This window comes from Stenotrophomonas sp. 14P6.2.3 (assembly GCF_057799055.1).
This window is the reverse complement of record NZ_JBYOLA010000033.1, coordinates 1-21871: the sequence shown is the minus strand read 5'-3', so window position 1 is coordinate 21871 and position 21871 is coordinate 1. Positions and strand designations below refer to the sequence as shown.

At 68.0% G+C, this 21871-nt stretch carries 17 protein-coding genes; 11 read left to right on the top strand and 6 right to left on the bottom strand.

Translation table 11 applies throughout. From position 1 onward, the window contains the following. Positions 1-3 precede the first annotated feature (3 nt). The 3 genes from AC27VL_RS18125 to AC27VL_RS18115 are packed head-to-tail and all read left to right on the top strand — an operon-like array spanning position 4 to position 3946. Positions 4-957 carry a hypothetical protein gene (locus AC27VL_RS18125; RefSeq protein ID WP_488767725.1) on the top strand — a complete coding sequence of 318 codons (954 nt, stop codon included), beginning with the start codon at positions 4-6 and terminating at the stop codon, positions 955-957. Further along, positions 957-3593: a glycerol-3-phosphate 1-O-acyltransferase PlsB gene (plsB, locus tag AC27VL_RS18120; RefSeq protein WP_099819471.1), complete on the top strand. Its 2637-nt coding sequence runs from the start codon at positions 957-959 to the stop codon at positions 3591-3593. Before AC27VL_RS18125 ends, plsB begins: the two co-directional genes overlap by 1 nt. Next, on the top strand, positions 3590-3946 hold the full coding sequence (locus AC27VL_RS18115) for a hypothetical protein (RefSeq protein WP_488767723.1): 357 nt from the start codon (positions 3590-3592) through the stop codon (positions 3944-3946). The genes plsB and AC27VL_RS18115 overlap by 4 nt, the downstream gene beginning before the upstream one ends. 142 nt (positions 3947-4088) lie before the next feature. Here AC27VL_RS18115 and AC27VL_RS18110 read toward each other — a convergent pair whose 3' ends face one another. Further along, entirely contained in the window at positions 4089-4292 is a 204-nt protein-coding gene (locus AC27VL_RS18110; RefSeq protein WP_093820272.1) for a YdcH family protein, read from the bottom strand. A gap of 90 nt (positions 4293-4382) precedes the next feature. Here AC27VL_RS18110 and ttcA point away from each other — a divergent pair, with 90 nt between their 5' ends. From ttcA to AC27VL_RS18095, 3 genes are read left to right on the top strand one after another with little or no spacing between them, the layout of a single operon-like run. Then, the gene (gene ttcA, locus AC27VL_RS18105) at positions 4383-5279 is read left to right on the top strand and encodes a tRNA 2-thiocytidine(32) synthetase TtcA (protein WP_100554320.1); all 897 of its coding nucleotides are present in this window, start codon (positions 4383-4385) and stop codon (positions 5277-5279) included. Between the two features lie 36 nt (positions 5280-5315). Next, a complete protein-coding gene (locus AC27VL_RS18100; RefSeq protein ID WP_089241793.1) occupies positions 5316-6221 on the top strand; it encodes a recombination-associated protein RdgC in 906 nt (301 codons plus the stop codon). A 59-nt stretch (positions 6222-6280) separates the two neighbouring features. Further along, positions 6281-7060, top strand: a complete 780-nt coding sequence (locus tag AC27VL_RS18095) for a M48 family metallopeptidase (RefSeq protein ID WP_180164681.1) — start codon at positions 6281-6283, stop codon at positions 7058-7060. A gap of 417 nt (positions 7061-7477) precedes the next feature. Here AC27VL_RS18095 and AC27VL_RS18090 read toward each other — a convergent pair whose 3' ends face one another. Then, a complete protein-coding gene (locus AC27VL_RS18090) occupies positions 7478-8347 on the bottom strand; it encodes a methylglyoxal synthase (protein WP_488767720.1) in 870 nt (289 codons plus the stop codon). A gap of 154 nt (positions 8348-8501) precedes the next feature. Between AC27VL_RS18090 and AC27VL_RS18085 the strand changes: the two genes are divergently transcribed. Then, positions 8502-10931, top strand: a complete 2430-nt coding sequence (locus tag AC27VL_RS18085; protein WP_488767718.1) for an ATP-binding protein — start codon at positions 8502-8504, stop codon at positions 10929-10931. Here the strand turns inward: AC27VL_RS18085 and AC27VL_RS18080 are convergent. The 3 genes from AC27VL_RS18080 to AC27VL_RS18070 all read right to left on the bottom strand — a co-directional run bounded on the left by AC27VL_RS18080 (position 10917) and on the right by AC27VL_RS18070 (position 17464). Next, positions 10917-12362: an FAD-dependent oxidoreductase gene (locus tag AC27VL_RS18080; protein ID WP_346586884.1), complete on the bottom strand. Its 1446-nt coding sequence runs from the start codon at positions 12360-12362 to the stop codon at positions 10917-10919. The two genes, AC27VL_RS18085 and AC27VL_RS18080, sit on opposite strands and share 15 nt — an antisense overlap. An 85-nt stretch (positions 12363-12447) precedes the next feature. Continuing rightward, on the bottom strand, positions 12448-16902 hold the full coding sequence (gltB, locus tag AC27VL_RS18075; protein ID WP_488767716.1) for a glutamate synthase large subunit: 4455 nt from the start codon (positions 16900-16902) through the stop codon (positions 12448-12450). A 172-nt stretch (positions 16903-17074) separates the two neighbouring features. After that, positions 17075-17464 carry an I78 family peptidase inhibitor gene (locus AC27VL_RS18070; RefSeq protein ID WP_100554325.1) on the bottom strand — a complete coding sequence of 130 codons (390 nt, stop codon included), beginning with the start codon at positions 17462-17464 and terminating at the stop codon, positions 17075-17077. Positions 17465-17580: 116 nt separating this feature from the next. Here AC27VL_RS18070 and AC27VL_RS18065 point away from each other — a divergent pair, with 116 nt between their 5' ends. Next, positions 17581-18639 carry a DNA topoisomerase IB gene (locus AC27VL_RS18065; RefSeq protein WP_488767713.1) on the top strand — a complete coding sequence of 353 codons (1059 nt, stop codon included), beginning with the start codon at positions 17581-17583 and terminating at the stop codon, positions 18637-18639. Between the two features lie 3 nt (positions 18640-18642). On the opposite strand, the gene AC27VL_RS18060 is transcribed toward AC27VL_RS18065, so the two are convergent. Continuing rightward, complete coding sequence (locus tag AC27VL_RS18060; protein ID WP_100461762.1) at positions 18643-18951, bottom strand: putative periplasmic lipoprotein; 309 nt, start codon at positions 18949-18951, stop codon at positions 18643-18645. Positions 18952-19167: 216 nt separating this feature from the next. On the opposite strand from AC27VL_RS18060, the gene AC27VL_RS18055 reads away from it, so the two are divergent. The 3 genes from AC27VL_RS18055 to AC27VL_RS18045 all read left to right on the top strand — a co-directional run. Continuing rightward, positions 19168-20295: an SDR family oxidoreductase gene (locus AC27VL_RS18055; protein ID WP_488767712.1), complete on the top strand. Its 1128-nt coding sequence runs from the start codon at positions 19168-19170 to the stop codon at positions 20293-20295. Between the two features lie 203 nt (positions 20296-20498). Beyond that, positions 20499-20885 (top strand): BlaI/MecI/CopY family transcriptional regulator, encoded by a 387-nt coding sequence (locus tag AC27VL_RS18050; protein WP_025876036.1) that lies wholly within the window; start codon positions 20499-20501, stop codon positions 20883-20885. A 3-nt stretch (positions 20886-20888) separates the two neighbouring features. After that, positions 20889-21871, top strand: a 983-nt coding sequence (locus tag AC27VL_RS18045; protein WP_488767711.1) for a M56 family metallopeptidase, incomplete at its 3' end; no start/stop codon positions are given.

The following is a 21871-nucleotide window of genomic DNA, read 5'->3' as shown; positions in this document are numbered from 1 at the left end:
TGCATGAGCGTTGTAGTGCGAGGAAGGTCTGCGCGGGGATGGGGGCTGGCGGCCATGCTGCTGCTGGCCATCGCCGCGTGCCGTGAATCCGGCAGCGATCCGGCCGCCGCGCCGGCCGAACCTGTCGCCGCGGTACAGGCGATGGCGCAACGGCTGGCCGAGGACGATCTGATCGGCTACGCAAAGCTGTCGGTGCCGCCCAGCCAGTATCAGCGCCTGCAGCAGGCCTGGGCCGATGGCCACAGCCAGTGGCCGCTGACGGGGCTGCCGCTCGGCGACCAGTTGCTGCCGATGCTGGCGGCGCTGCGTGAGCCCGGCGCCAGCGCGCAGCTGCAGCGCAGTTTCGACCGCCAGCTGGCCGGACAGGCCCGCGCCGTACGCCAGGCCGCGCAGTCGATGGGCAACTTCGGCGTGCAGTACCTGCGGCACCAGAAGGGCTACACGCCTGGCCAGCAGGCGCATTACATCCAGCTGGTGCAGACCCTGGCGGCCTGGGCCCAGGACGCACCCATCAGCGACCGCGCCAGGGCCCGCAGCAGCATCGCGGCCCTCGTCGGTGCCGCCGCCAAGGTCGGTTTCCAGGACGACGCCGGCCTGCAGGCCGCGGGCATGGAAGGCAGCCTGCAGCAGCTGGCGCCGTTCATCCACACCGTCAAGGCCGTGCTGGCCAGCTATGGCCTGGGCGTGGACGAGGCGCTGCGCAGCGTGCGTGGTGAGCTGCTGTCGGTGGAGGGCGACAACGCCCTGGTGCGCCTGCAGTACGAGCTTGCCGGCCGCGCGATGACCGTGCAGGTGCCGCTGAGCCGGCGCGAGGGCCATTGGTACCTGACCCGCACCCTGGCCGATACCGACGCCCTGTTGCGCCAGGCCGATGCCGCCCGCGCCGCCGCCGCGCCAGAGCCTGTACCCGCCCCCGCAACCGATGGGGAAGCGGCAACGCCATCGGCTAAGCCATAATGACGTCGATGTCGAAACAGAACCCGCTGCCGTTCCCCGGCGAAGAATCCCAGCCGACGCCCGCCGACACGGCGCCGGCGTCCCCCTCGACCGACGCCGGCACGCCGCCGGCGGCGACGCCCGTGCACGCGCGTCCTGCTGGCCGCCGCCCGCTGTGGGCGCGCCTGCTCGGGCGCCTGGTGGAGCCCTGGCTGTCGCTGAAGATCGAGCCGGAAGACCCGGGCCAGTACAACGATGGCCGCCCGGTCATGTACGTGCTGGAAGACTACGGCCTGTCCAACGCGCTGATCCTGGACAAGGCCTGCCGCCAGGCCGGCCTGCCGTCGCCGCTGGTGCCGCTGGCCGGTGACCCCACCGGCCGCAAGCGCGCCTACCTGGCCCTGTCGCGCCGCAGCTCCAGCAACTCGCTGATTCCCGAGCAGCGCGGTGCCAAGACCCATTCCGATTCGCTGGCCAAGGTCCTGCAGGCCCATCGCGTGCGCGACGACCTGGACGTGCACCTGGTGCCGGTATCGATCTTCGTCGGCCGCGCCCCGGACAAGCAGAGCGGCTGGTTCGCCGTGCTGTTCTCGGAAAACTGGGCGCTGGTCGGCCGTTTCCGCCGCCTGCTCGGCCTGCTGCTGAACGGCCGCAACACCATCGTCCGCTTCGCACCGCCGATCTCGCTGCGCTCGACCATCGACGAGGGCCTGGAGCCCGAGCGTACGGTGCGCAAGCTGCAGCGCGTGCTGCGTACCCATTTCCGCCGCATCCGCGAGTCGGTGATCGGTCCTGACCTGTCGACCCGGCGCCTGCTGGTGGACCAGGTGCTGGCCGCCGAGACGGTGCGCGAAGCGATCGCCTCCCAGGCCAAGCGCGACAACAGCAAAACCAGTGATGCCTGGAAGAAGGCGCACGCCTACGCTTGGGAAATCGCCGCGGACTATTCCAGCCCGGTGGTGCGCTCGGCCAGCTTCATGCTCAGTCACGTGTGGAACCGCATCTACGCCGGCGTGCTGGTGCACCACCTGGACAAGTTCAAGGCTGCTGCACCGGGCCACGAAGTGGTCTACGTGCCCAGCCACCGCAGCCACATGGACTACCTGCTGCTGTCCTACCTGCTGTACGACCGCGGTATCGTGCCGCCGCACATCGTGGCCGGCATCAACCTGAACCTGCCGGTGGTCGGCACCCTGCTGCGCAAGGGCGGTGCGTTCTTCATCCGCCGTTCGATCCGTGGCAACGCGCTGTACTCGGCGGTGCTCAGCGAGTACGTCGCGCAGCTGGTCGCAGGCGGCTACTCCATCGAATACTTCGTCGAGGGTGGGCGCTCGCGTACCGGTCGGCTGCTGCAGCCCAAGGGCGGCATGATCTCGATGACCCTGCGCGCGTTCCTGCGCCAGCCGCGCAAGCCGGTGCTGTTCCAGCCCATCTACATCGGCTACGAGAAGCTGATGGAGGGCGGCAGCTACCTGGATGAACTGTCCGGGCGTCCGAAGGAAAAGGAATCGATCTGGCAGCTGCTGTGGGGCATCCCCAAGGTGCTCAAGCAGAACTACGGCCAGGTGGTGGTGAACTTCGGCGAACCGATCGCACTGAACGACGTGCTGGCCGAGAAGGCCCCGGAGTGGGGTGGCGAGGCGGTGTCCGAGGACGAGAAACCCTCGTGGCTGTCGACCACCGTCGACACTCTGGCCGAGCGCATCCAGGTACGCATCAACGGCGCCGCCGACGTCAATCCGATCAACCTGCTGGCGCTGGCCCTGCTGTCCACGCCCAAGCATGCGATGGGCGAGGCCGACCTGATCGCGCAGATCGAGCTGTGCAAGACCCTGCTGGTGGAGATGCCGTATTCGGGCCGCGTGACGGTGACCCCGCATTCGCCGGAGCGGATCATCGCCCACGCCGAAGAGATCAACGTTCTCACCCGCATCAAGCACCCGCTGGGCGACGTGCTCAGCGTCAGCGGCGATACCGCGGTGCTGCTGAGCTACTTCCGCAACAACGTGGTGCACCTGTTCACCGCGTCGTCGTGGGTGGCCTGCTGCTTCCAGAACAACCGCCGCATGAGCCGCACCGGCCTGGTCCAGCTGGGCCGCACGGTGTACCCGTTCCTGCAGGCCGAACTGTTCCTGCCCTGGACCGAGGACGAGTTCGCCCAGCGCATCGACCAGACCATCGACGTGTTCGTGCGTGAGGGCCTGCTGCAGAACGTCAACGAAGACGACGGCGGCATCCTTGCGCGCAACACCGGGCAGACCGACGAAGTGTTCCGCCTGCGTGCGATCGGCCATTCGCTGCAGCAGGCGTTCGAGCGCTATTACATCGCCATTTCGGTGCTGGTGAAGAACGGCCCGGGCACGCTCGGTGCCGCCGAGCTGGAAAGCCTGTGCCAGCAGGCCGCGCAGCGCCTGAGCCTGCTCTATGCGCCGGCCGCGCCGGAGTTCTTCGACAAGTCGCTGTTCCGCGGGTTCATCCAGAAGCTGCGCGAACTGCGCCTGGTGTGGCCGGACGAGAACAGCAAGCTGCTGTTCGACGAGCGCCTGGATGCCTGGGCCAAGGATGCCAAGTTCATCCTCGGCCGCGAGCTGCGCCACACCATCGAACGGGTCAGCCCGGAAGCAGCGCGCCCGGACGAACCGGCACCGCAGGATTGAACCTGCGGCGCCTGTCGGGCCTGGCCGCGTTGATCGCGGCCGCAGGCCTCGCGGTTGCTTCAGTGCAGGCTGCAGAGGCCTGTGTGGACGATACCCTGCCCGGGCGGCTGGCCGATGCGCCAGTGCGCCTGTGTATCGAGGCAAAGGCCGGGCAACCGGCGCGCTACCGTCTGTGGCTGGCTGGCGAGGTGCGTATCAGTGGTGATGAACCCGCCGCTCGGCAGGGCCTTGCCGGTGACTGGTACGGCCATCCGCTGGGGCTGCGCTGCACCGGTGCCGATAACGTGCGCCGCTGCGACCTGACCGTGGACGGCGAGGCGGCCTGGAGTGCGGAGCTGGCGCTGCCGCGTTGATGCAGGGCCCCATCCACGCATGGCGTGGATCTACTGGGACATCCCGGCATGGCATGGAACCATATGTTTCCGGGTCGTTACCGGACTTCGGGGCGGGCGTGGGGCTGCAGTAGATCCACGCCATGCGTGGATGGGCCACCGGTTACGCTGGTTCGTCCGGAATCTGCAGGCTTTCCAGCTTGGTGATGCAGTCCTTCAACTGCAGCTTGCGCCGCTTCAGGCGTTTGAACTCCAGCTCATCTTCGCCGTTGGCGGCCATGCGCGCGATCTGTTCATCCAGCGACCGGTGCTCGGCACGCAGGGCGACGAGGCGTTCGACGATTTCGGCGGGGTTGTAGGTGTCCACGGTCTCCGAGCATACACAGCGACGATGACTGCCGGGAGAGGGGAATCCCGACCCCGGGTCCAGGCTGCCGCAAGCCGGTAGAATGGCGCCATGTCCGCCGTGATCTCCCTGCCCGATCCCCCGCAGCGCATTTCGCGCGACCCGCGCGTGGCCGGGCACGGGGCGGACAAGCTGGGCAAGCGCCTGCGCCGCCAGGTCGGCCAGGCAATCGCCGACTTCGGCATGATCGAAGCGGGCGACAAGGTCATGGTCTGTCTGTCCGGCGGCAAGGACAGCTACACCCTGCTGGACCTGCTGCTGCAGCTGCAGAAAAAGGCGCCGGTGCCGTTCGAGCTGGTGGCGGTGAACCTGGACCAGAAACAGCCCGGTTTCCCCGAGCACGTCCTGCCGGAGTACCTGGCCGGGCTGGGCGTGCCGTACCAGATCATCGAACAGGACACGTATTCGGTGGTCAGCCGGGTCATCCCGGAAGGCCGGACGATGTGTTCGCTGTGCTCGCGCCTGCGCCGTGGCGCGCTGTACAACCACGCCAAGGTGCACGGCTTCAGCAAGATCGCCCTGGGCCATCATTGCGATGACGTGGTGGCTACGTTTTTCCTGAACCTGTTCCACCATGCCAAGCTGGCCGCCATGCCACCGAAGCTGCTCAGCGACGATGGACAGCACGTGGTGATCCGCCCGCTGGCGTACGTGCGCGAGCACGACATCGCGCAGTACGCGCAGGCCCGCCGCTTCCCGATCATTCCCTGCACCCTGTGCGGCAGCCAGGAAAACCTGCAGCGTCGGCAGGTCGGCCTGATGCTCAAGCAGTGGGACCAGGACCATCCCGGGCGCATCGAACAGATCGCACGTGCGATGGCCGACGTGCGACCTGCGCAGCTGGCTGATGCCGCCCTGTTCGATTTCATGGCCCTGGGCCGCCGTGGCGATGCGGCGCATGCCGATGCCTGGCTGGCCGACGCAGTTCCCGAGACGCCTGCCGCTTAAGGTCGGGCGCCCTTCTTCTTCAGACACCGGAATTCCATGTTCTTTCGCAACCTGACGTTCTTCCGCTTCCCGACCTCCACTGATTTTTCCGAAGTCGACACCCTGCTGCCGCACGCCCTGCTCAAGCCGGTCGGCGCGCTGGAAATGAACTCGCGTGGTTTCATCTCGCCGTTCGGCCGCGAAGAGAAGGAAGCTCTCTCGCACCGCATTGCCGAACACCTGTGGCTGACCGTCGGTGGCGAGGACAAGATCCTGCCCGGCGCGGTGGTCAACGACCTGCTCGAGCGCAAGCTGGAAGAGATCGAAGAGAAGGAAGGCCGCCGCCCCGGTGGCCGCGAGCGCAAGCGCATGAAGGACGACCTGCTGCATGAACTGCTGCCGCGCGCCTTCGTGAAGTCCTCGCGCAACGATGCCTTCATCGACCAGCTGCACGGCTACGTGGTGGTGGACACCTCCAGCCGCAAGACCGGCGAATACTTCATGTCCGACATCCGTGGCCTGCTCGGCAGCTTCCCGGCGATGCCGCTGAACGCCGAAGTCGCGCCGCGTTCGATCCTGACCGGCTGGATCGCCGGCGAGCCCCTGCCCACCGGCTTCAGCCTGGGTGAGGAGTGCGAGATGAAGGATCCGGTGGAGGGCGGCGCAGTGGTCAAGTGCCAGCACCAGGAACTGCGCTGCGACGAGATCGACAAGCACCTGGACGCCGGCAAGCAGGTGACCAAGCTGGCCCTGGTGTTCGAAGACAACCTGTCCTTCGTGCTGGGCGACGACCTGATCGTGCGCAAGCTGAAGTTCCTGGACGGCGCGCTGGACCAGCTGGAGCACGCGGACGAAGACGGCCGCCGTGCCGAGTTCGACGCCCGCTTCGCCCTGCAGAGCGCGGAGATCCGCCGCCTGTTCCTGCTGCTTGAAGAAGCCTTCAAGCTCAGCAAGGCTGACTGAACAGGCAGGCCGTCGGCCGCCGGTCATCCGGCGGCCCCGCACGGCGCTATGCTGGGACCATGAGCCGTCTGCTGCGCCGCCTGATCTCACCGGTCCCTCCCGCCACCGTACAGCGCGACACCGTTCGCCTGCGGCTGGAGGATGTCGAGATCGAGGTACTGCGCGTGCGTGATCCGCGCGCGCGCCGGATCAAGCTAAGCGTCGATGAGCGCGGTGCACGACTGACGTTGCCGCCGCGCGCCAGCCTGGTGATGGGCGAGCGCTTCCTCGAACAGCATCGTGACTGGCTGGGCCTGCAGCTGCGCCTTTACCAGGGGCATGGACTGCCCGCCGCGTTGCAGCCTGGTGTCGACGGTGTGCTGCCGCTGCGCGGCGAACTGTTGCCGCTGCGCTGGCAGGAAGGCCGCTACGCACGACTGGAAATCGACGAACACGGCGCCTGCGTGCAATGGCCGAGCCGTGGCGGCGACGCGACCCTGCGCCGCCTGCTGCGCGAGTTCTACGAAGCACAGACCCGCGCCGATGTCGGCCGCTGGCTGCCGAAGTACCTGCCCGGCCTGCCGCGCGCGCCCAGCCGCCTGCGCTTGAAGGTGATGTCCTCGCAATGGGGCTCGCTGGCCCCCGACGGCAGCATGGCGTTGGATCTGGCACTGGTACTGGGCAGTCCCGCCGCGTTCGAATACGTGCTGGTGCACGAACTCTGCCACCTGATCCAGGCCAACCACTCGCCGGCGTTCTGGCACGAAGTGGAACAACGCTTCCCCGACTGGCGAGCGCAGCGCGACTACTTCCAGCTGGAAGGGCGCAGATTGAAAGCAATGCTTCGGCAGCTGCTGTAGCACTGTGATTTTGTAGAGCCGAGCCATGCTCGGCTATCGCGCGCGGCGCGGATGTTCAGCCACCGCGACCAAGAGCAGCCGAGCATGGCTATGCCGGTCGTCCTGACCGGCACCCTCCGGGCCGTCGCAAGCGACGTTGGCAGCGGCTCCTGCCGCTACCTTCGGCTCTACAAAAGCGCGCACAGCGCGCGACCCGCTTCGCTCCTGCACTTCTTTTTCTCTTCCGTGGTGAGCACGGAAACCCTCCGTGGCCGGGCGGGGTGGGTTGCGCAGGGGCGTGAGCCGCATGGATGCGGCGACCGAGCTTACATGGACGTACTTGCAGCGACCCCTGCGCAATCCACCTCGCCCGGCCAAACCCTGGCAATCCAGCTCTACGCCCCCCACCACGAGGGGCTCAGCCGTTGGCCGAAAACCTCATCGACCCACGCGCAATGCCGCCGCATCCGCCCATCGCGCCGCCACCCGCGGAGCGGTGATGCACACCGCCTGATCGGTCACCGTGGTCACCGCCCGCTCCAGCAGCTGGATGTCCGCTTCATGCTGGCGCGCCACATGCGGATCCTCGAAGAAGATCGCGCGCTGGCAACGACCTTCCAGCACGCGGTCGGCAATCTGCGCATCGCCGCCCATCGGGCCGCTCTGGTAACGCGTCACCCACGCCGTATCCGCGGGCCAGCCGCGGCTCCAGGCCAGCTCGTTCAAGCGCTGGCCGGTGGTACCGGTGGCTACTCGTTCTCCGAAGCGCGCCAGTACGTCGAAGTGTTCGTCGGCGAACGCCAGCATCGCCGGCTTCATCGCATCGTGCGCGATCAACGCCAGCGTCTGCCCTTCGAACGCATGCAGCTCGTCGGCGCCGGCATCGGCGGCCAGGCCAGCATGGACGCGCTCCACCTCGATCCAGTCGCGGGCGGTGGCCACGGTGGAAATGAAAGGCTTGCCGTGGATTACACACTGGCGCTTGAGCGCGGTCGCCTCGGGGAACACCGAGGAAGGATCCACCGGATCCATCAGATAGACCGCACCGTCCAGCGTACGCTCGGCGCCCATGCCCACCACTTCGGCCACCAGCTTCATCAACCCGCCTTCGCGACCGTACGGATAGCGCTGCAGGCCGTCGTAACCGGCAAGGAAACCGTTGCGCTGGATCGCATCGTGGGTACGTCCGACCGCACACAGCGTCACGCCCAGTTCGCGCAGCCCGGGTTCGCTGGCGCGCAGCCAGCGGAACAGTGCCGCGCGCGCGTCGTTGTGATGGAGACGGTTGGCGGCCAGGCCGATGCGCATCGCAAGCTCCGGGATCGGTAGAAGCGGCAGTGTATGTCGCTATTGACGGTTTCGGAGGGTTTTACACATTTCCTCATTGTTGCTGGGAAGCGCGTCGCTAGCGTGGCAGGAGGTCGCACCGCGATGCGGCCATGCCCCTGCCTGCGACATGAGGATGTCCACCGTGAATGTCGCTGGCCCGTTGGCCCGCATCGTAGTCCTGTCGCTGTTGTCGGCGCCGGCCTGGGCCGGTCAGTGCGAAGGCCCCATCCTGCTTGCCTACCCCGCTGACCGTGCACCGTTGTCATCCAGTCTGGACGACACGCCACAGGGCCTGGTGGCGGTCTACCTGGCGCTGCTGCAGGAGCAGTACCCCACGCTGCGCGCCACACCGGTCGCGGCGACGGCGCTGGCCGCCGGCGCGCTGCCTGCCGGAACCCAGGCCGTGCTCGGCTGGCCGCGTGCGCAGAAGCCGAAAGGCTGGATGGCCAGCGTGCCCTACCTGCAGGTGCCGCAGGTGATCGTGCGACGCCCCGACGCGCCGCCGATCATCGGCCTCGACGGATTGCACGGCCGCGGCGTGGCCAGCCTCGACATCGTGCCGCTTGCCAGGATGCTGGAGGAGTCGGGTGCGGCCGTGCCGCTGCTGCAGGTGGCGACATTGGACACGGCACTGCGGCTGCTGATCAGCGGCCAGGTCGATGCGGTGGTGGGCAACCTGGTGGACGTGGAAGCCACGCTGCGCAATCAGCCGGGCGACGCGCTGGACGTGGCAGCGCCGGCCGGCTTCAGCGACGCACTGGTATTGGCCACGCTGCCGGCGTGCGCGCATCTGGTAGCCCGCTTCAACCAGCTGCAGGCAGGCATGACACAGGAGCAGCGGGAAGCATTGCGGGCACACTGGATCGTGACGTCCCCTCGTCGCGGCCACGCGCCGGTGTCACCCCTGCGCGGGTCGATCGCTGTGCTGCTGGTGCTGCTGACAATGAGCCTGGTGTATGCGTTCGGCTACTGGCGGCTGCACCGCGAAGGCCTGCGCAGGCAGGCGCTGGAACAGCGCCTGCAGGACGTCACCGCCAACCTGCCGGCGGTGGTGTACCGGGCGCGGCGCAGCAGCACCGGCGAGTACAGCGTTCCCCACATTGCCGGCGACGTGCACGCGCTGTTCGGGATCAGCGTGGATACCGCGCGGGTCGACCATGGCAGTCCGCTGGCCGCAGTCCATCCGCAGGACCGCCGCTCGGTGCTGGCCTGCGTCGACGCCGCCGCACTGGTGCGCGGGCCCATCGACATCACTTTCCGCACGCGCGGCCCCAACGGCTGGCGCTGGGTACGTTCGCACGGGCGACCGATTGCCTGCAGCGACAGAGGCGTGGAATGGAGCGGATACTGGATGGATGTCACCGAGGCGCGCGCACGTACGCAGGCGTTGAACGATGCCCGGCGTGACGCGGAGCAGGATGCCGCCGCGAAGACCCATTTCCTGGCCACCATGAGCCACGAGATCCGCACGCCGATGAGCACCCTGCTGGGAATGCTGGAGCGCTTCGGCAGCGGCGCACTGGATGCGCGCCAGCGCCAGGTACTGGCGACCATCGATGATGCCGCGCAGATGCTGCGACAGATCCTCGATGACGTGCTGCACAGCCAACGCCTGCAGTCCGGCCCACAGCCACCGCAGTGCCTGCCCACCGACCTGGCCGAGCTGCTGCGGGCGGTGCAGCGTCTGCTGGTACCGGTGGCGGCGAGCAAGGGGCTGCATCTGCGCTGCGAGGTGGATCCCGCGCTGCAGCGGGGATCGTTGGCCGATGCGCTGCGCCTGCGCCAGATCCTGTTCAACCTGGCGGGCAATGCGCTGAAATTCACCCTGCAGGGCGGGGTGGACCTGCAGGTGCGGGTGCTGCAGCAGCGTGAGCATGGCCAGCAGCTGCGGCTGCAGGTGACCGACACCGGCGTGGGCATCAGCCGCGAGCGCCAGCGGGCGGTGTTCGCAGCGTTTACCCAGGCCGATGCCTCCACCACCCGGCGCTTCGGCGGCAGCGGCCTGGGCCTGGCGATATGCCGGGAGCTTGCGGCGTCGATGGGCGGGCAACTGCACCTGTGCAGCACGCCGGGCGCGGGCACCACGGTGTGGCTGGACCTGTACCTGCCTGCCTGTGAGGCGCCGTCGGTGGAGCATCGTGATGATGCGGCTGGCCTGCCAGCGTTGCCGCCGGTGCGGGTACTGGTTGCCGAAGACCATCCCACCAACCTGCAGCTGCTGGTCCAGCGCCTGCGGGAGCTGGGCCTGCAGGTGCATGCCACCGCCAGTGGCGAGCAGGCCTGGCAGGCGTGGCAGACGCAACCGTTCGCGCTGGTCATCACCGACTGCCACATGCCGGGCATGGACGGCTTTGCCCTGGCCCGCGCGATCCGCGCCGATCCGCGTGCCGATGCGGCAAGGGTGCCGATCATCGCGTTGACCGCCAGCGTGCTCGACAGTACCCGTCAGGCCTGCCTCGACGCTGGCATCGATCGTTTCATCGCCAAGCCGGTTGAGCGCCAGGCACTGCATGCCATCCTGGCCGCAGCGCTGATGCCGCTCGGTCTGTCAGTGCGCCAGTAGCCGCGCGATGCTGGCAGCGGCGTCGCGACCTTCGGCCACCGCGGTCACCACCAGGTCGGCACCACGCACCGCGTCGCCACCGGCGAACAGGCGCGGATGGGCAGTCTGGAAGGGCAGCTTGCCCTTGCCTCCAGCAAGGATGCGGCCATTGGCCTGGCCTTCCACGCCGTGCTCGGCCAGCCACGACGGCACACTGGGCGAGAAGCCGAACGCGATGATCACCACGTCCGCTTCCAGCAGCGACTCGCTGCCCTCGATCTGCACCGCGTTCTGGCGGCCGTTGGCATCGGGTTCGCCCAGACGCGTCTCGATGACCGTCACCCCGATCACCTCGTCATCGGCGCCGGCTTCGATCGACAGCGGCTGGCGGTTGAACAGGAAGCGCACGCCTTCCTCGCGTGCATTGGCCACTTCGCGCGCGCTGCCCGGCATGTTGGCTTCGTCGCGGCGGTAGGCGCAGGTGACCTTGGCGGCACCCAGTCGCACCGCACTGCGGACGCAGTCCATGCCGGTGTCGCCACCGCCGAGGACCACCACGCGCTTCCCATTGAGGTCGGGCAGGGCGATCTGGTCTTCCCAGCCGGCGATCGGCCGGCCCTGCGGATCATCGCCGCCGACGATGCGGCTGTTCTGCACCAGGAACGGCAGTGCCGGCAGCACGCCCTTCAGGTCCTGGCCGTCCAGGCCACCATCGGTGTAGCGGTAGGCGCCGGTACCGACGAACACTGCATCGTGGGTGTCCAGCAGTTGCTGCAGGCTGACGTCGCGGCCGATCTCCACGCCGAGGCGGAACTGCACGCCCATGCCTTCGAGCACGTCGCGGCGGCGGCGGATCACGTCCTTGTCCAGCTTGAAACTGGGGATGCCGAACTGCAGCAGGCCACCGACCTGCTCGTAGCGGTCGTAGACCACCGCGGTGATGCCGGCATGCGCCAGGCGATCGGCACAGGCCAGGCCTGCGGGGCCGGCACCGATCACGGCCACCGTGTGGCCGGTGGGCTGCACCGCGGTCATATCCGGCCGCCAGCCGGTAGCCAGTGCCGTGTCGACGATGTACTTCTCGACCGCGCCGATGGTGACCGCGCCAAATTCCTCCAGCGTGCAGCTGCCTTCGCACAGACGGTCCTGCGGACACACCCGGCCGCACACTTCCGGCAGCGGGTTGGTGCTGTGGCACAGCGTGGCCGCTTCATGGATGCGGTTTTCCTGCACCAGCTGCAGCCATTGCGGAATGGCGTTGTGCACCGGGCACTTCCAGCTGCAGTACGGGTTGCCGCAGTCCAGGCAACGTCCGGCCTGGTACTGCGCGTCTTCCTTGCCGAACTTTCCGTACAGCTCACCCCAGTCGCCGGAGGTGCGCAGTTCGACCGGGATGCGCTGCGGCATGGTCCGGGGCAGATCGAGGAACTGGAAGGCGTGCTTGCGGCTCATGGCGGGCTCTGTGGTGTTTTCCGGATGCCGGCCAGCGGCCGGCACTACGTGATCCTGGGTTGCCGGCCAGCGACCGGCACTACCGTTATGCAGCGCGGCGCAGGGTTTCGGTCAGCGACTCGATGCTGGCGGCCTTGGGTTTGACCAGCCAGAACTTGCCGATGTAATCGCGGAACTCATCCATGATCTGCTGCGCCCAGATGCTGCCGGTCAGCTCGCGATGACGACCGATCAGACGGTGCAGATGCTGGCGGTAGTTCTCGAAACCTTCGGCGGACACGCGATGGATGTCGATCAGCTCGTGGTTGTAGCGGTCGACGAAATCGCGGTCCACGTCCAGCACGTACGCCAGGCCGCCGGTGAAACCGGCGCCGAAGTTGAGGCCGACCTTGCCCAGCACCAGCACCACGCCGTCGGTCATGTACTCGCAGCAGTGATCGCCTGCGCCTTCCACCACCGCCAGTGCGCCGGAGTTGCGCACGGCGAAACGTTCACCGGCACGGCCGGCGGCGAACAGCTCGCCACCGGTGGCGCCGTACAGGCAGGTGTTGCCGATGATCGCGGTGCTGCGTGCCTCGAAGCGTGCGCCACGCGGCGGACGCACTACCAGGCGGCCACCGGCCATGCCCTTGCCGACGTAGTCATTGGCTTCACCTTCCACTTCCAGGTGCAGGCCGCCGACGTTGAAGGCACCGAAGCTCTGCCCGGCGCTGCCACGGAAGCGCAGCTCCAGCGGCGATTCGGCCATGCCGTGGTTGCCGTGCGCGCGCGCGACGGCGCCGGCCAGGCGGGTGCCGATGCTGCGGTCGGTGTTGTGGATCAGGAAGCGATGCTCGCCGCCGCGCTTGTGCTCGATGGCCTCGGCCAGCAGGCCGTCCATCTGCGTGGCCAGGCTGTCCGGTGATTCGTACAGGCGCTGTGCGGCGCAGTGGCTGCCCGGGTAACTGGCGTCGGCCAGCAGCCGCGACAGATCCACGCGCACGTCTTCGCGTGGCGAGACCTCAAGCTGGCGCAGCAGGTCGGTACGGCCGACGATCTCCTGCAGCGAGCGTGCACCCAGCACCGACAGCCAGCCGCGCACTTCCTCGGCCAGCAGGCGGAAGAAGTTCTCCACGCGCTCGGGTTGGCCGGTGAAGTGGTTCTCGCGCAGGCGTTCGTCCTGGGTGGCCACGCCGGTGGCGCAGTTGTTGAGGTGGCAGATGCGCAGGTACTTGCAGCCCAGCACGATCATCGGCGCGGTGCCGAAGCCGAAGCTGTCCGCACCCAGCAGCGCGGCTTTGACCACATCCAGGCCGGTCTTCAGGCCGCCGTCGGTCTGCAGCAGGGTGCGCCCGCGCAGGTCGTTGGCCACCAGCGCCTGGTGCGCCTCGGCGATGCCCAGTTCCCACGGCACGCCGGCATAGCGGATCGAGCTGACCGGTGAAGCACCGGTGCCGCCGTCGTGGCCGGAAATGGTGATGAGGTCGGCACCGGCCTTGACCACGCCGGCAGCGATCGTGCCTACACCGGCATGGCTGACCAGCTTCACCGACACCAGCGCGGTCGGGTTGACCTGCTTGAGGTCGTAGATCAGCTGCGCCAGGTCCTCGATGGAATAGATGTCGTGGTGCGGCGGTGGCGAGATCAGGCCGATGCCGGGCCTGGCATAGCGCAGCCGTGCGATCAGTTCATTGACCTTGTGCCCGGGCAACTGACCGCCTTCGCCGGGCTTTGCGCCTTGGGCGACCTTGATCTGCAGCACTTCGGCATTGACCAGGTATTCGGCGGTGACGCCGAAGCGGCCCGAGGCCACCTGCTTGATCTTGCTGCGCTTGTCGGTGCCATAGCGCGCCGGGTCTTCGCCACCTTCGCCAGAATTGCTGCGGCCGCCGAGGCGGTTCATCGCAATCGCCAGCGCTTCATGTGCCTCCGGTGAGAGCGCACCGAGGCTGATCGCTGCGGTATCGAAGCGCGGGAACAGCTCGCTGGCCGGGGCCACCTCGTCCAGTGGCGTCGGCGTCGCCGCCGGCACCAGCTGCAGCAGGTCGCGCAACGCCGAGGGCGGGCGCGCATGCACGGCATCGCAGTACTGCTGCCACGCACGCGGGTCTCCGCTGCGCGCCGCGCGCTGCAGGGTGGTCACCACGTCCGGGTTGTACATGTGGTATTCGCCGCCGTGCACATACTTCAGCAGGCCGCCGACATCCACGCCCTGCTGTGCATCCCAGGCCTGCGCGCACAGTTCACGTGCATCGGCATCCAGGCGTGCGAAACCGGCGCCACCGATGCGCGAGGCGGTATCGGGGAAGCACAGGTCCACGACCTCCGGTTCCAGCCCGATGATTTCGAACAGCTGCGCGCCGCGATAGCTGGCCACGGTGCAGATGCCCATCTTCGAGATGATCTTCGACAGGCCCTTGTAGATGCCCTTGCGGTAGCGGCGGCCGATCTGCGACTGCTCGCCGCCCTTGCTCAGCTTGAGGATGCCGCGACGACCCAGGTCGAACAGGGTCTGGTAGGCCAGATACGGGTATACCGCCGTGGCACCGAAGCCGAGCAGGCAGGCCATGTGGTGCGCATCGCGCGCGCTGCCGGTCTCGACGATCAGGTTGACGTCGCAGCGCAGGCCGAGGCGCGACAGGTGGTGGTGGACCGCACTGGTGGCCAGCAACGCATGCACCATCGGCCGCCCGGCCACCGGGTAGCGGTCGGACAGCAGCAGCATCACCATGCCATCGCGCGCGGCCTGTTCGGCTTCGGCGCAGATGCGTTCGATGCCCGCACGCAGGCCTTCCTCTTCGCTGTAGGACAGGTCGAGCAGGCGGTTGGCCTGCACGTACTGGTCCATCTTCAGCAGCTGCCGCAGCTTGCGCTGGCTCAGCACCGGCGAATTGAGGATGACGTGGTTCACCGTCTCCGGGCCGGCATGGAAGATGTTGGTCTCCTTGCCGAGCTGGGTGGACAGGGACATCGCGCAGTCTTCGCGCAGCGGGTCGATCGGCGGGTTGGTGACCTGCGCGAAGGCCTGGCGGAAGTAGTCGTACAGCGGACGGCTGCGCTGGCTGAGCACGGCCATCGGCGTGTCATCGCCCATCGAGCCGGTGGCTTCCTGTTCGGTCTCGGCCAGCGGCCGCAGCACCTGCTCCACTTCCTCGCTGCTGAGCTGGTACAGCTTGTGGTAACTGCGCAGGGTGCTTTCGTCGAAGGGTTCCTCCACCAGCGAGGGATCGATCAGTTCGGTCTGCAGGTAGGTGACGCCCTGCTGCAGCCACTGCTTGTACGGTGCACGGCCGCGGTTGATGCGATCGATGGCTTCCGAATCGAGCAGGTCACCGCGCTTGAGGTCGATGGCGATCATCTCGCCCGGACCGAGCTTGCCCTTGCGCACCACGCGCTCGGTCGGCACTTCCCACACACCTGCTTCGGAGGCGACCAGGAAGTGGCGATCGGCGGTCAGCATCCAGCGCGCCGGGCGCAGGCCGTTGCGGTCGAGGGTGCACACGGCGTAGCGGCTGTCGCAGGCGACGATGCCGGCCGGGCCGTCCCACGGCTCGCTGTTGAGGCCGTGGAACTCGTAGAACGCAGCCAGGTCCGGGTCCTTGAATTCCAACGACTGCGTGGCCGGCGGCACCAGGATGCGCAGGGCCTGGATCAGCTCCATGCCAGCGGACACCATCAGTTCCAGCATGTTGTCCAGGCTCTGCGAATCCGAGCCATGCATGGAGATGACCGGGTCGAATTCGCCGATGTCGAAGCGTGGCGTCTTCCACACCTTGCTGCGCGCCTGCGCCCAGCGGCGGTTGCCCTCGATGGTGTTGATCTCGCCGTTGTGGGCGAGCATCCGGAAGGGGTGTGCCAGTGGCCAGCGCGGCAGCGTATTGGTGGAGAAGCGCTGGTGGAACACGATGGCGCTGGAGGCCAGTTCGCGGCGCTGCAGGTCCGGGAAGAAGCGGCTGAGCTTGTCCGGCAGCACCATGCCCTTGTAGCTGATGGCATTGGGGCTGAGCGTGGTGACGTAGTAGTCGGCGTGCGCACGCAGCAGCTGTTCGCTGCGGCGACGGGCCAGGAACAGGGCCAGGCCGAAACCGGCGTCATCCTGGCCGAAGCCGGCATCGACGAACACCTGTTCGATGCGCGGCAGGGTATCGCGCGCCAGTTGCCCACAGACGCTGTCGTCGGTCGGCACCTCGCGCCAGCCGGCCACCTTGCAGCCCACCGCCTCGATCTGCAGCTGCAGCTGTGTGCGGCACGCCTCTGCGTCGTCGGCATCGTGCGGCAGGAACACCAGGCCGGCAGTGAAGCGCGCGCCGACGGCGATGCCCGCTTCACTGGCCAGCAGTTTGAGGAACACATCGGGGCGGCGCAGCAGCAGGCCGCAGCCATCACCGGTCAGGCCGTCGGCGGCGACACCACCACGGTGGGTCATGCGCGAAAGCGCGGCGATGGCGGTATCGACCAGCAGGCGCGAAGGCTGGTCGTCGAGCTGGGCGACCATGCCAAATCCACAGGCATCGCGCTCGGAGCGCGGGTCGTAAAGCCCTTGGCGGTTGCGGGGGGCCATCTCTACCTCGATGCAGATTGAAATGAACGGGGACACTCCTGCCCGCTCAATCCCTGGAGCGCATCGTGAGGCCACCGGATGCCTCGACTAGATCACAGGTTGCTGCAACGCCGCAATACACGGTTGCAGCCGCAACCAAAGCGCCGGCAAACGCTTGCCGGCGCGGGATGGGTCAGCCGCAGCGGACGCCGCTGACCACGTCCTTTGCGTCCACCTCGATGTTCAGGCGGTCGCCCACGAACTCCATCGTGGTGACGTCATTGGGGTGCAGGACGCGGATCTGCTTGGCCGCTGCATCTTCCTGGGCCTGCTTGCCCAGTGCTTCGGTATAGGCCTGGCCGACCAGGCTCTGCACCTGGCTGGCGTCGCAGTTGCCAACCGGCGGTGCTTCGGTGGCCTTGCCGGCTTCATCGGCCGGGGCCTTGGCGGCTTCGGCGGCCTGCTGTGCGTGGGCGGTGGCCGAGTCCTGCTCATCCAGCGACGGCGCCTGGCAGGCGGTCAGGGCCAGCACGGCCGGCAGCAGCAGGGCGGAGAGGGAACGGGCGCGGATCGGGAACGACATCATGACTCCGGAAGGGATGGGACGGTGAAAGGCCGAGCATAGCGGCGAACCTACCCTCACGTGTTTGTCTTGCGTTATTGACGTGGCCACGCCGCGCCCATCGGCAGACTGACGGCATGCCCGCCACCCCTACACCCGAACGCCAGGCCGCGCGCGCCGCTGGCCTGCGCTACGTCGATGACACCCAGCCCGGTTTCAGCCGTGTCCGCGCCGGCAAAGGCTTCTCCTATCGCGATGCCGACGGTCATGCCATACGCGATGCCGCCACGCTGCAGCGCATCCGCTCGCTGGCCGTGCCCCCGGCCTATACCGCGGTGTGGATCTGCGCCCATGCCAACGGCCATCTGCAGGCCACCGGCCGCGACGCGCGCGGGCGCAAGCAGTACCGCTACCACGCCGACTGGGCGGCGGTGCGGGATGCCGGCAAGTTCGACCGCATCATCGCCTTCGGCCAAGCGTTGCCGGCGCTGCGACGGCGCCTGGGCCGTGACCTCAAGCGTAGTGGCTTTCCCCGTGAGAAGGTGCTGGCGGTAGTGGTCGCGCTGCTGGCAGACACGCTGGTGCGGGTGGGCAACGAGACCTATGCGCAGGAGAACAAGTCGTACGGCCTGACAACGCTGCGCAACCGTCACCTGGATCTGCTTCGGGGCGGCCGGGTGCGCATGCGCTTCCGCGGCAAGTCCGGCCAGTTGCATGAGGTGACGGTGGGCGACCGTCGGCTGGGCGCGCTGGTACGCGGCGTGCAGCAGCTGCCGGGACAGGCCCTGTTCCAGTACCGCGACGACGCGGGCGAGGTGCAGCCGGTGGATTCCGGCGCGGTGAACGACTACCTGCGCGAAGTGATGGACGAGGATTTCACCGCCAAGGACTTCCGCACCTGGGGTGGCACGATGGCGGCAGTGCAGGCCTTCGCCGCCACCGAGCTGCCCGAACCGCCCAGCCAGCGCGCGCTGGCCAAGGCGCAGCGGGAGGTGGTCTGCCAGGTGGCCGCGCGGCTGGGCAATACGCCAGCGGTATGTCGCAAGGCCTACATCGATCCCTGCGTGTTTGCCGGCTGGGAACGCGGCGAGCTGACTGCACTGGCGGGCCTGCGCGGCCCGCGGCAGTGGGAGCAGGCGACGCTGAAAGTGCTGCGTCGGGCGCGGCGCCTGGCAAAGCGCGGCGGCGCGCCGTAACGATCAGCCGCAGTAGATGGCAGTAATGTTGTTGGTGCGGCCCTTTTCGATGGTCAGGCGTTCACCGCCTTCGCTGGCGGGCGGCACGCGCGGACCGTCGTGACGCAGCACCTGCACGTGCAGGCTGTCGCTGTCGACGCGGGCGCGCTCAACGGTGGCATCCGATGCTGCCAGGCCGACCGCACCGCGCACCATGTCCGAATGGCACTGGCCGGAAATCACCCCATCGATCGGCTGGATCTGGGCGACGGGGCTGCTGCTGCAGGCGGCGAGAGCGAAGCAGACGGCGGCGGTGGCAATGGCATGTTTCATGGGGGACGTTCCTCGTGTTGTGGCCTGCAGGGTGCGACGACAGGCGTGGTGGCGGAATGAATGCCGTGCACGCGATGGACACGGTGCGCTCACTGCCGCCAACAGCCTGCGTGGAGACACTGCACGAGCGGCGCACGCCGCCCCCGGTACTGCGGCGCACGCGCCCCGGTAGTGCCGGCCGCTGGCCGGCAACCCCCATCCCCCGAGGAGACCTGCATGGCCACCACCAGGAAGACCCCCGCCCGCCGCAAGGCATCGCCGAAGGTGCGCAAAGGTACACAGACCGCGCCAGCCGCCGCCGAAGCCACCACGTCCGAGCGCCCACGCGTGGTGAAGACCGCGACCCGCAAGGCCGCCGCTTCCGATCCGCGCGCGGCGCGTGTGGCCGCGCGGCAACGGCGTCTGCAGGACCAGGAAAAGGCGAAGGATGTACGCGTAGCGAAGAAGGCGACGAAAAAGGCGACAAAGAAGACCGCTACCCAAGCCGGCCCGCGCCGGCAGCCGGAGACGATGCCGGCGCAGCATCTGGCCAAGCCCGGCCATGAGCATGCACTGGAACTGGCACCGCGCTTCCTTGCACCGGACTACGTCGGCAGCGGCAAGCTGCAGGGCATGCGCGCGATCGTCACCGGTGGCGATTCCGGCATCGGCCGCGCGGTGGCGGTGCTGTTTGCCCGCGAAGGCGCCGACGTTGCCGTACTGCATCTGGACGAAACCAAGGACGCCGAGCTGACCCGCCAGCATGTGGAGAAGGAGGGCGGCCGCTGCGTGGTGATCGCCGGCGACGTGCGCGATCCGCGCTTCTGCAACAAGGCCGTGAAACAGGTGGCCAAGGCCTTCGGCGGCATCGATGTCCTGGTCAACAACGCGGCGTTCCAGCTGCACTGCGAGCGCCTGGAAGACCTGGAAGATGCACACCTGCAGGAAACCCTGCAGACCAACATCGGCGGCTACATCCAGATGGCGCGCGCGGTGCTGCCGCATCTGGGCGAGGGCGCCAGCATCATCAATACCGGTTCGGAAACCGGCCTGTTCGGCAGCAAGGCACTGATCGATTACTCGGCCACCAAGGGCGCGATCCATGCGTTCACCAAGGCGCTGGCCAGCCAGCTGCTGCCGCGCGGCATCCGGGTCAACTGCGTGGCGCCGGGCCCGGTGTGGACGCCGTTGAATCCCGCCGACAAGCAGGCGAAGGACGTGGCCGAGTTCGGCAAGGACAGCGACATGGGCAGGCCGGCGCAGCCGGAAGAACTGTCGCCAGCCTATGTGTTCCTGGCCTCACCGGCCTGTGCCAGCTACATCAGCGGGGTGATCCTGCCGGTGATGGGTGGGCCGCGCGGCTGACGCTGTGGTAGTGCCGGCCGCTGGCCGGCAGCCGTACCTGGGGCAGGACGGGGTCAGATCCCTTCTGCATGCGAAAGGGATCTGACCCCTGCTTCGCCCCCGGCCGCGCCCCCTACCGTTCGTCGGCCCATGACTTCCGGGGGGTTGACTACAGGTGTCGTCATGGCAACAGTAGCGACACGTGTAGTCAAGGGAGTGTTGTCATGCGTGGCAAGACCATCGGGGACCAGGAACTGGCCCTGCTGCAGTATGTGGATGAGCAGGCGCCGGCCAGCGTCGGCGAGGTCGCCAGCGGCTATGGCGAACCGCGCGGACTGGCCCGCTCCACCGTGTTGACGATGATGGAGCGCCTGCGCGCCAAGGGTTACCTGCAGCGCCGGCAGCAGCAGGGCGTCTACCGTTACCAGCCCACCCGCGGCCCGGAGAGCGTGCTGCAGGGTGCCGTCGCCCAGTTCGTCGACAACACCCTGCAGGGCTCGGTGTCGCCGTTCGTGGCGTACCTGTCGCAGCGGCAGAAGGTCAGCGACAACGAACTGGCCGAACTGGAAGCGCTGGTGGCCGAACTGCAATCGCGTCGCCAGGAGGACTGAGCCATGGATACCTCGATGTTGATTCCGATGCTGGAGCGGCTGGGCTGGACGAGCCTGCAGACCGTGCTGCTGGTGGCGCTGGTGTACCTGCTGTGCCGCGCGCTGCCGACACTGTCGGCGGCCACCCGTTGCCGCTTGTGGTGGCTGGTTTCGCTGCAGGCCGTGGTCGGCCTGTTGTGGAGCCAACCGCTGCAGCTGGCCTGGCTGCCCGCATCCGATGCGGTGGCAATGACGACCGTGGATCTTGCCGCGGACGCGATGTATACGATGGCACCGGAGGCATCGGCGCACCTGCTGGCGAACACGCCGATGGGCGATGTCGGCAGCACGCCGGTGGCCTGGTGGGCATTGGCACTGGCCGCGCTGTGGATGTCCGGCGTACTGCTGATGGCGTTGCGGACCTTCGGCGAATGGCGCCGTTGCCGCGCGCTGCTGGCTGCGTCGTATCCGTGCGAGGACCAGGCGCTGGTGCAGGCGCTGCAGCTGGCCGCGGATGCGCACGGCCTGCGCCGCGCACCACGCCTGTGGATGAGCGACCAGGTTGATGCGCCGCAGCTGGTCGGGCCGTTCCGTCCGGTGCTGCTGCTGCCGGCGGGAATGAACGCACTGCAGGGCGATGCGCTGGATCTGGCACTGACCCACGAACTGCAGCACCTGCAGCGCCGTGACCTGCAATGGGGACTGCTGCCGGCCCTGGCCCAGCACCTGTTCTTCTTCAATCCTCTGCTGCGACTGGCCGTGCGCGAATACGCCCAGGCCCGCGAGGAAGCGGTGGATGCGGCCGTGGTCGGCCAGCATGGTGCCAGCCGCCATGCCTATGGCCGCCTGTTGCTGCAGCTGGGTGTGGCGCCGCAGCCGCACCTCGGCGTGGCCAGCGCAGCGCCCAGCACCACCAGCCTCAAGCGCCGCCTGCTCTCGCTGCAGTCGCACCGGGCGTGTCCCCGCCTGCTGGCCGTTGGCTTGACCCTGGTCGTGTTGGCCGTGGG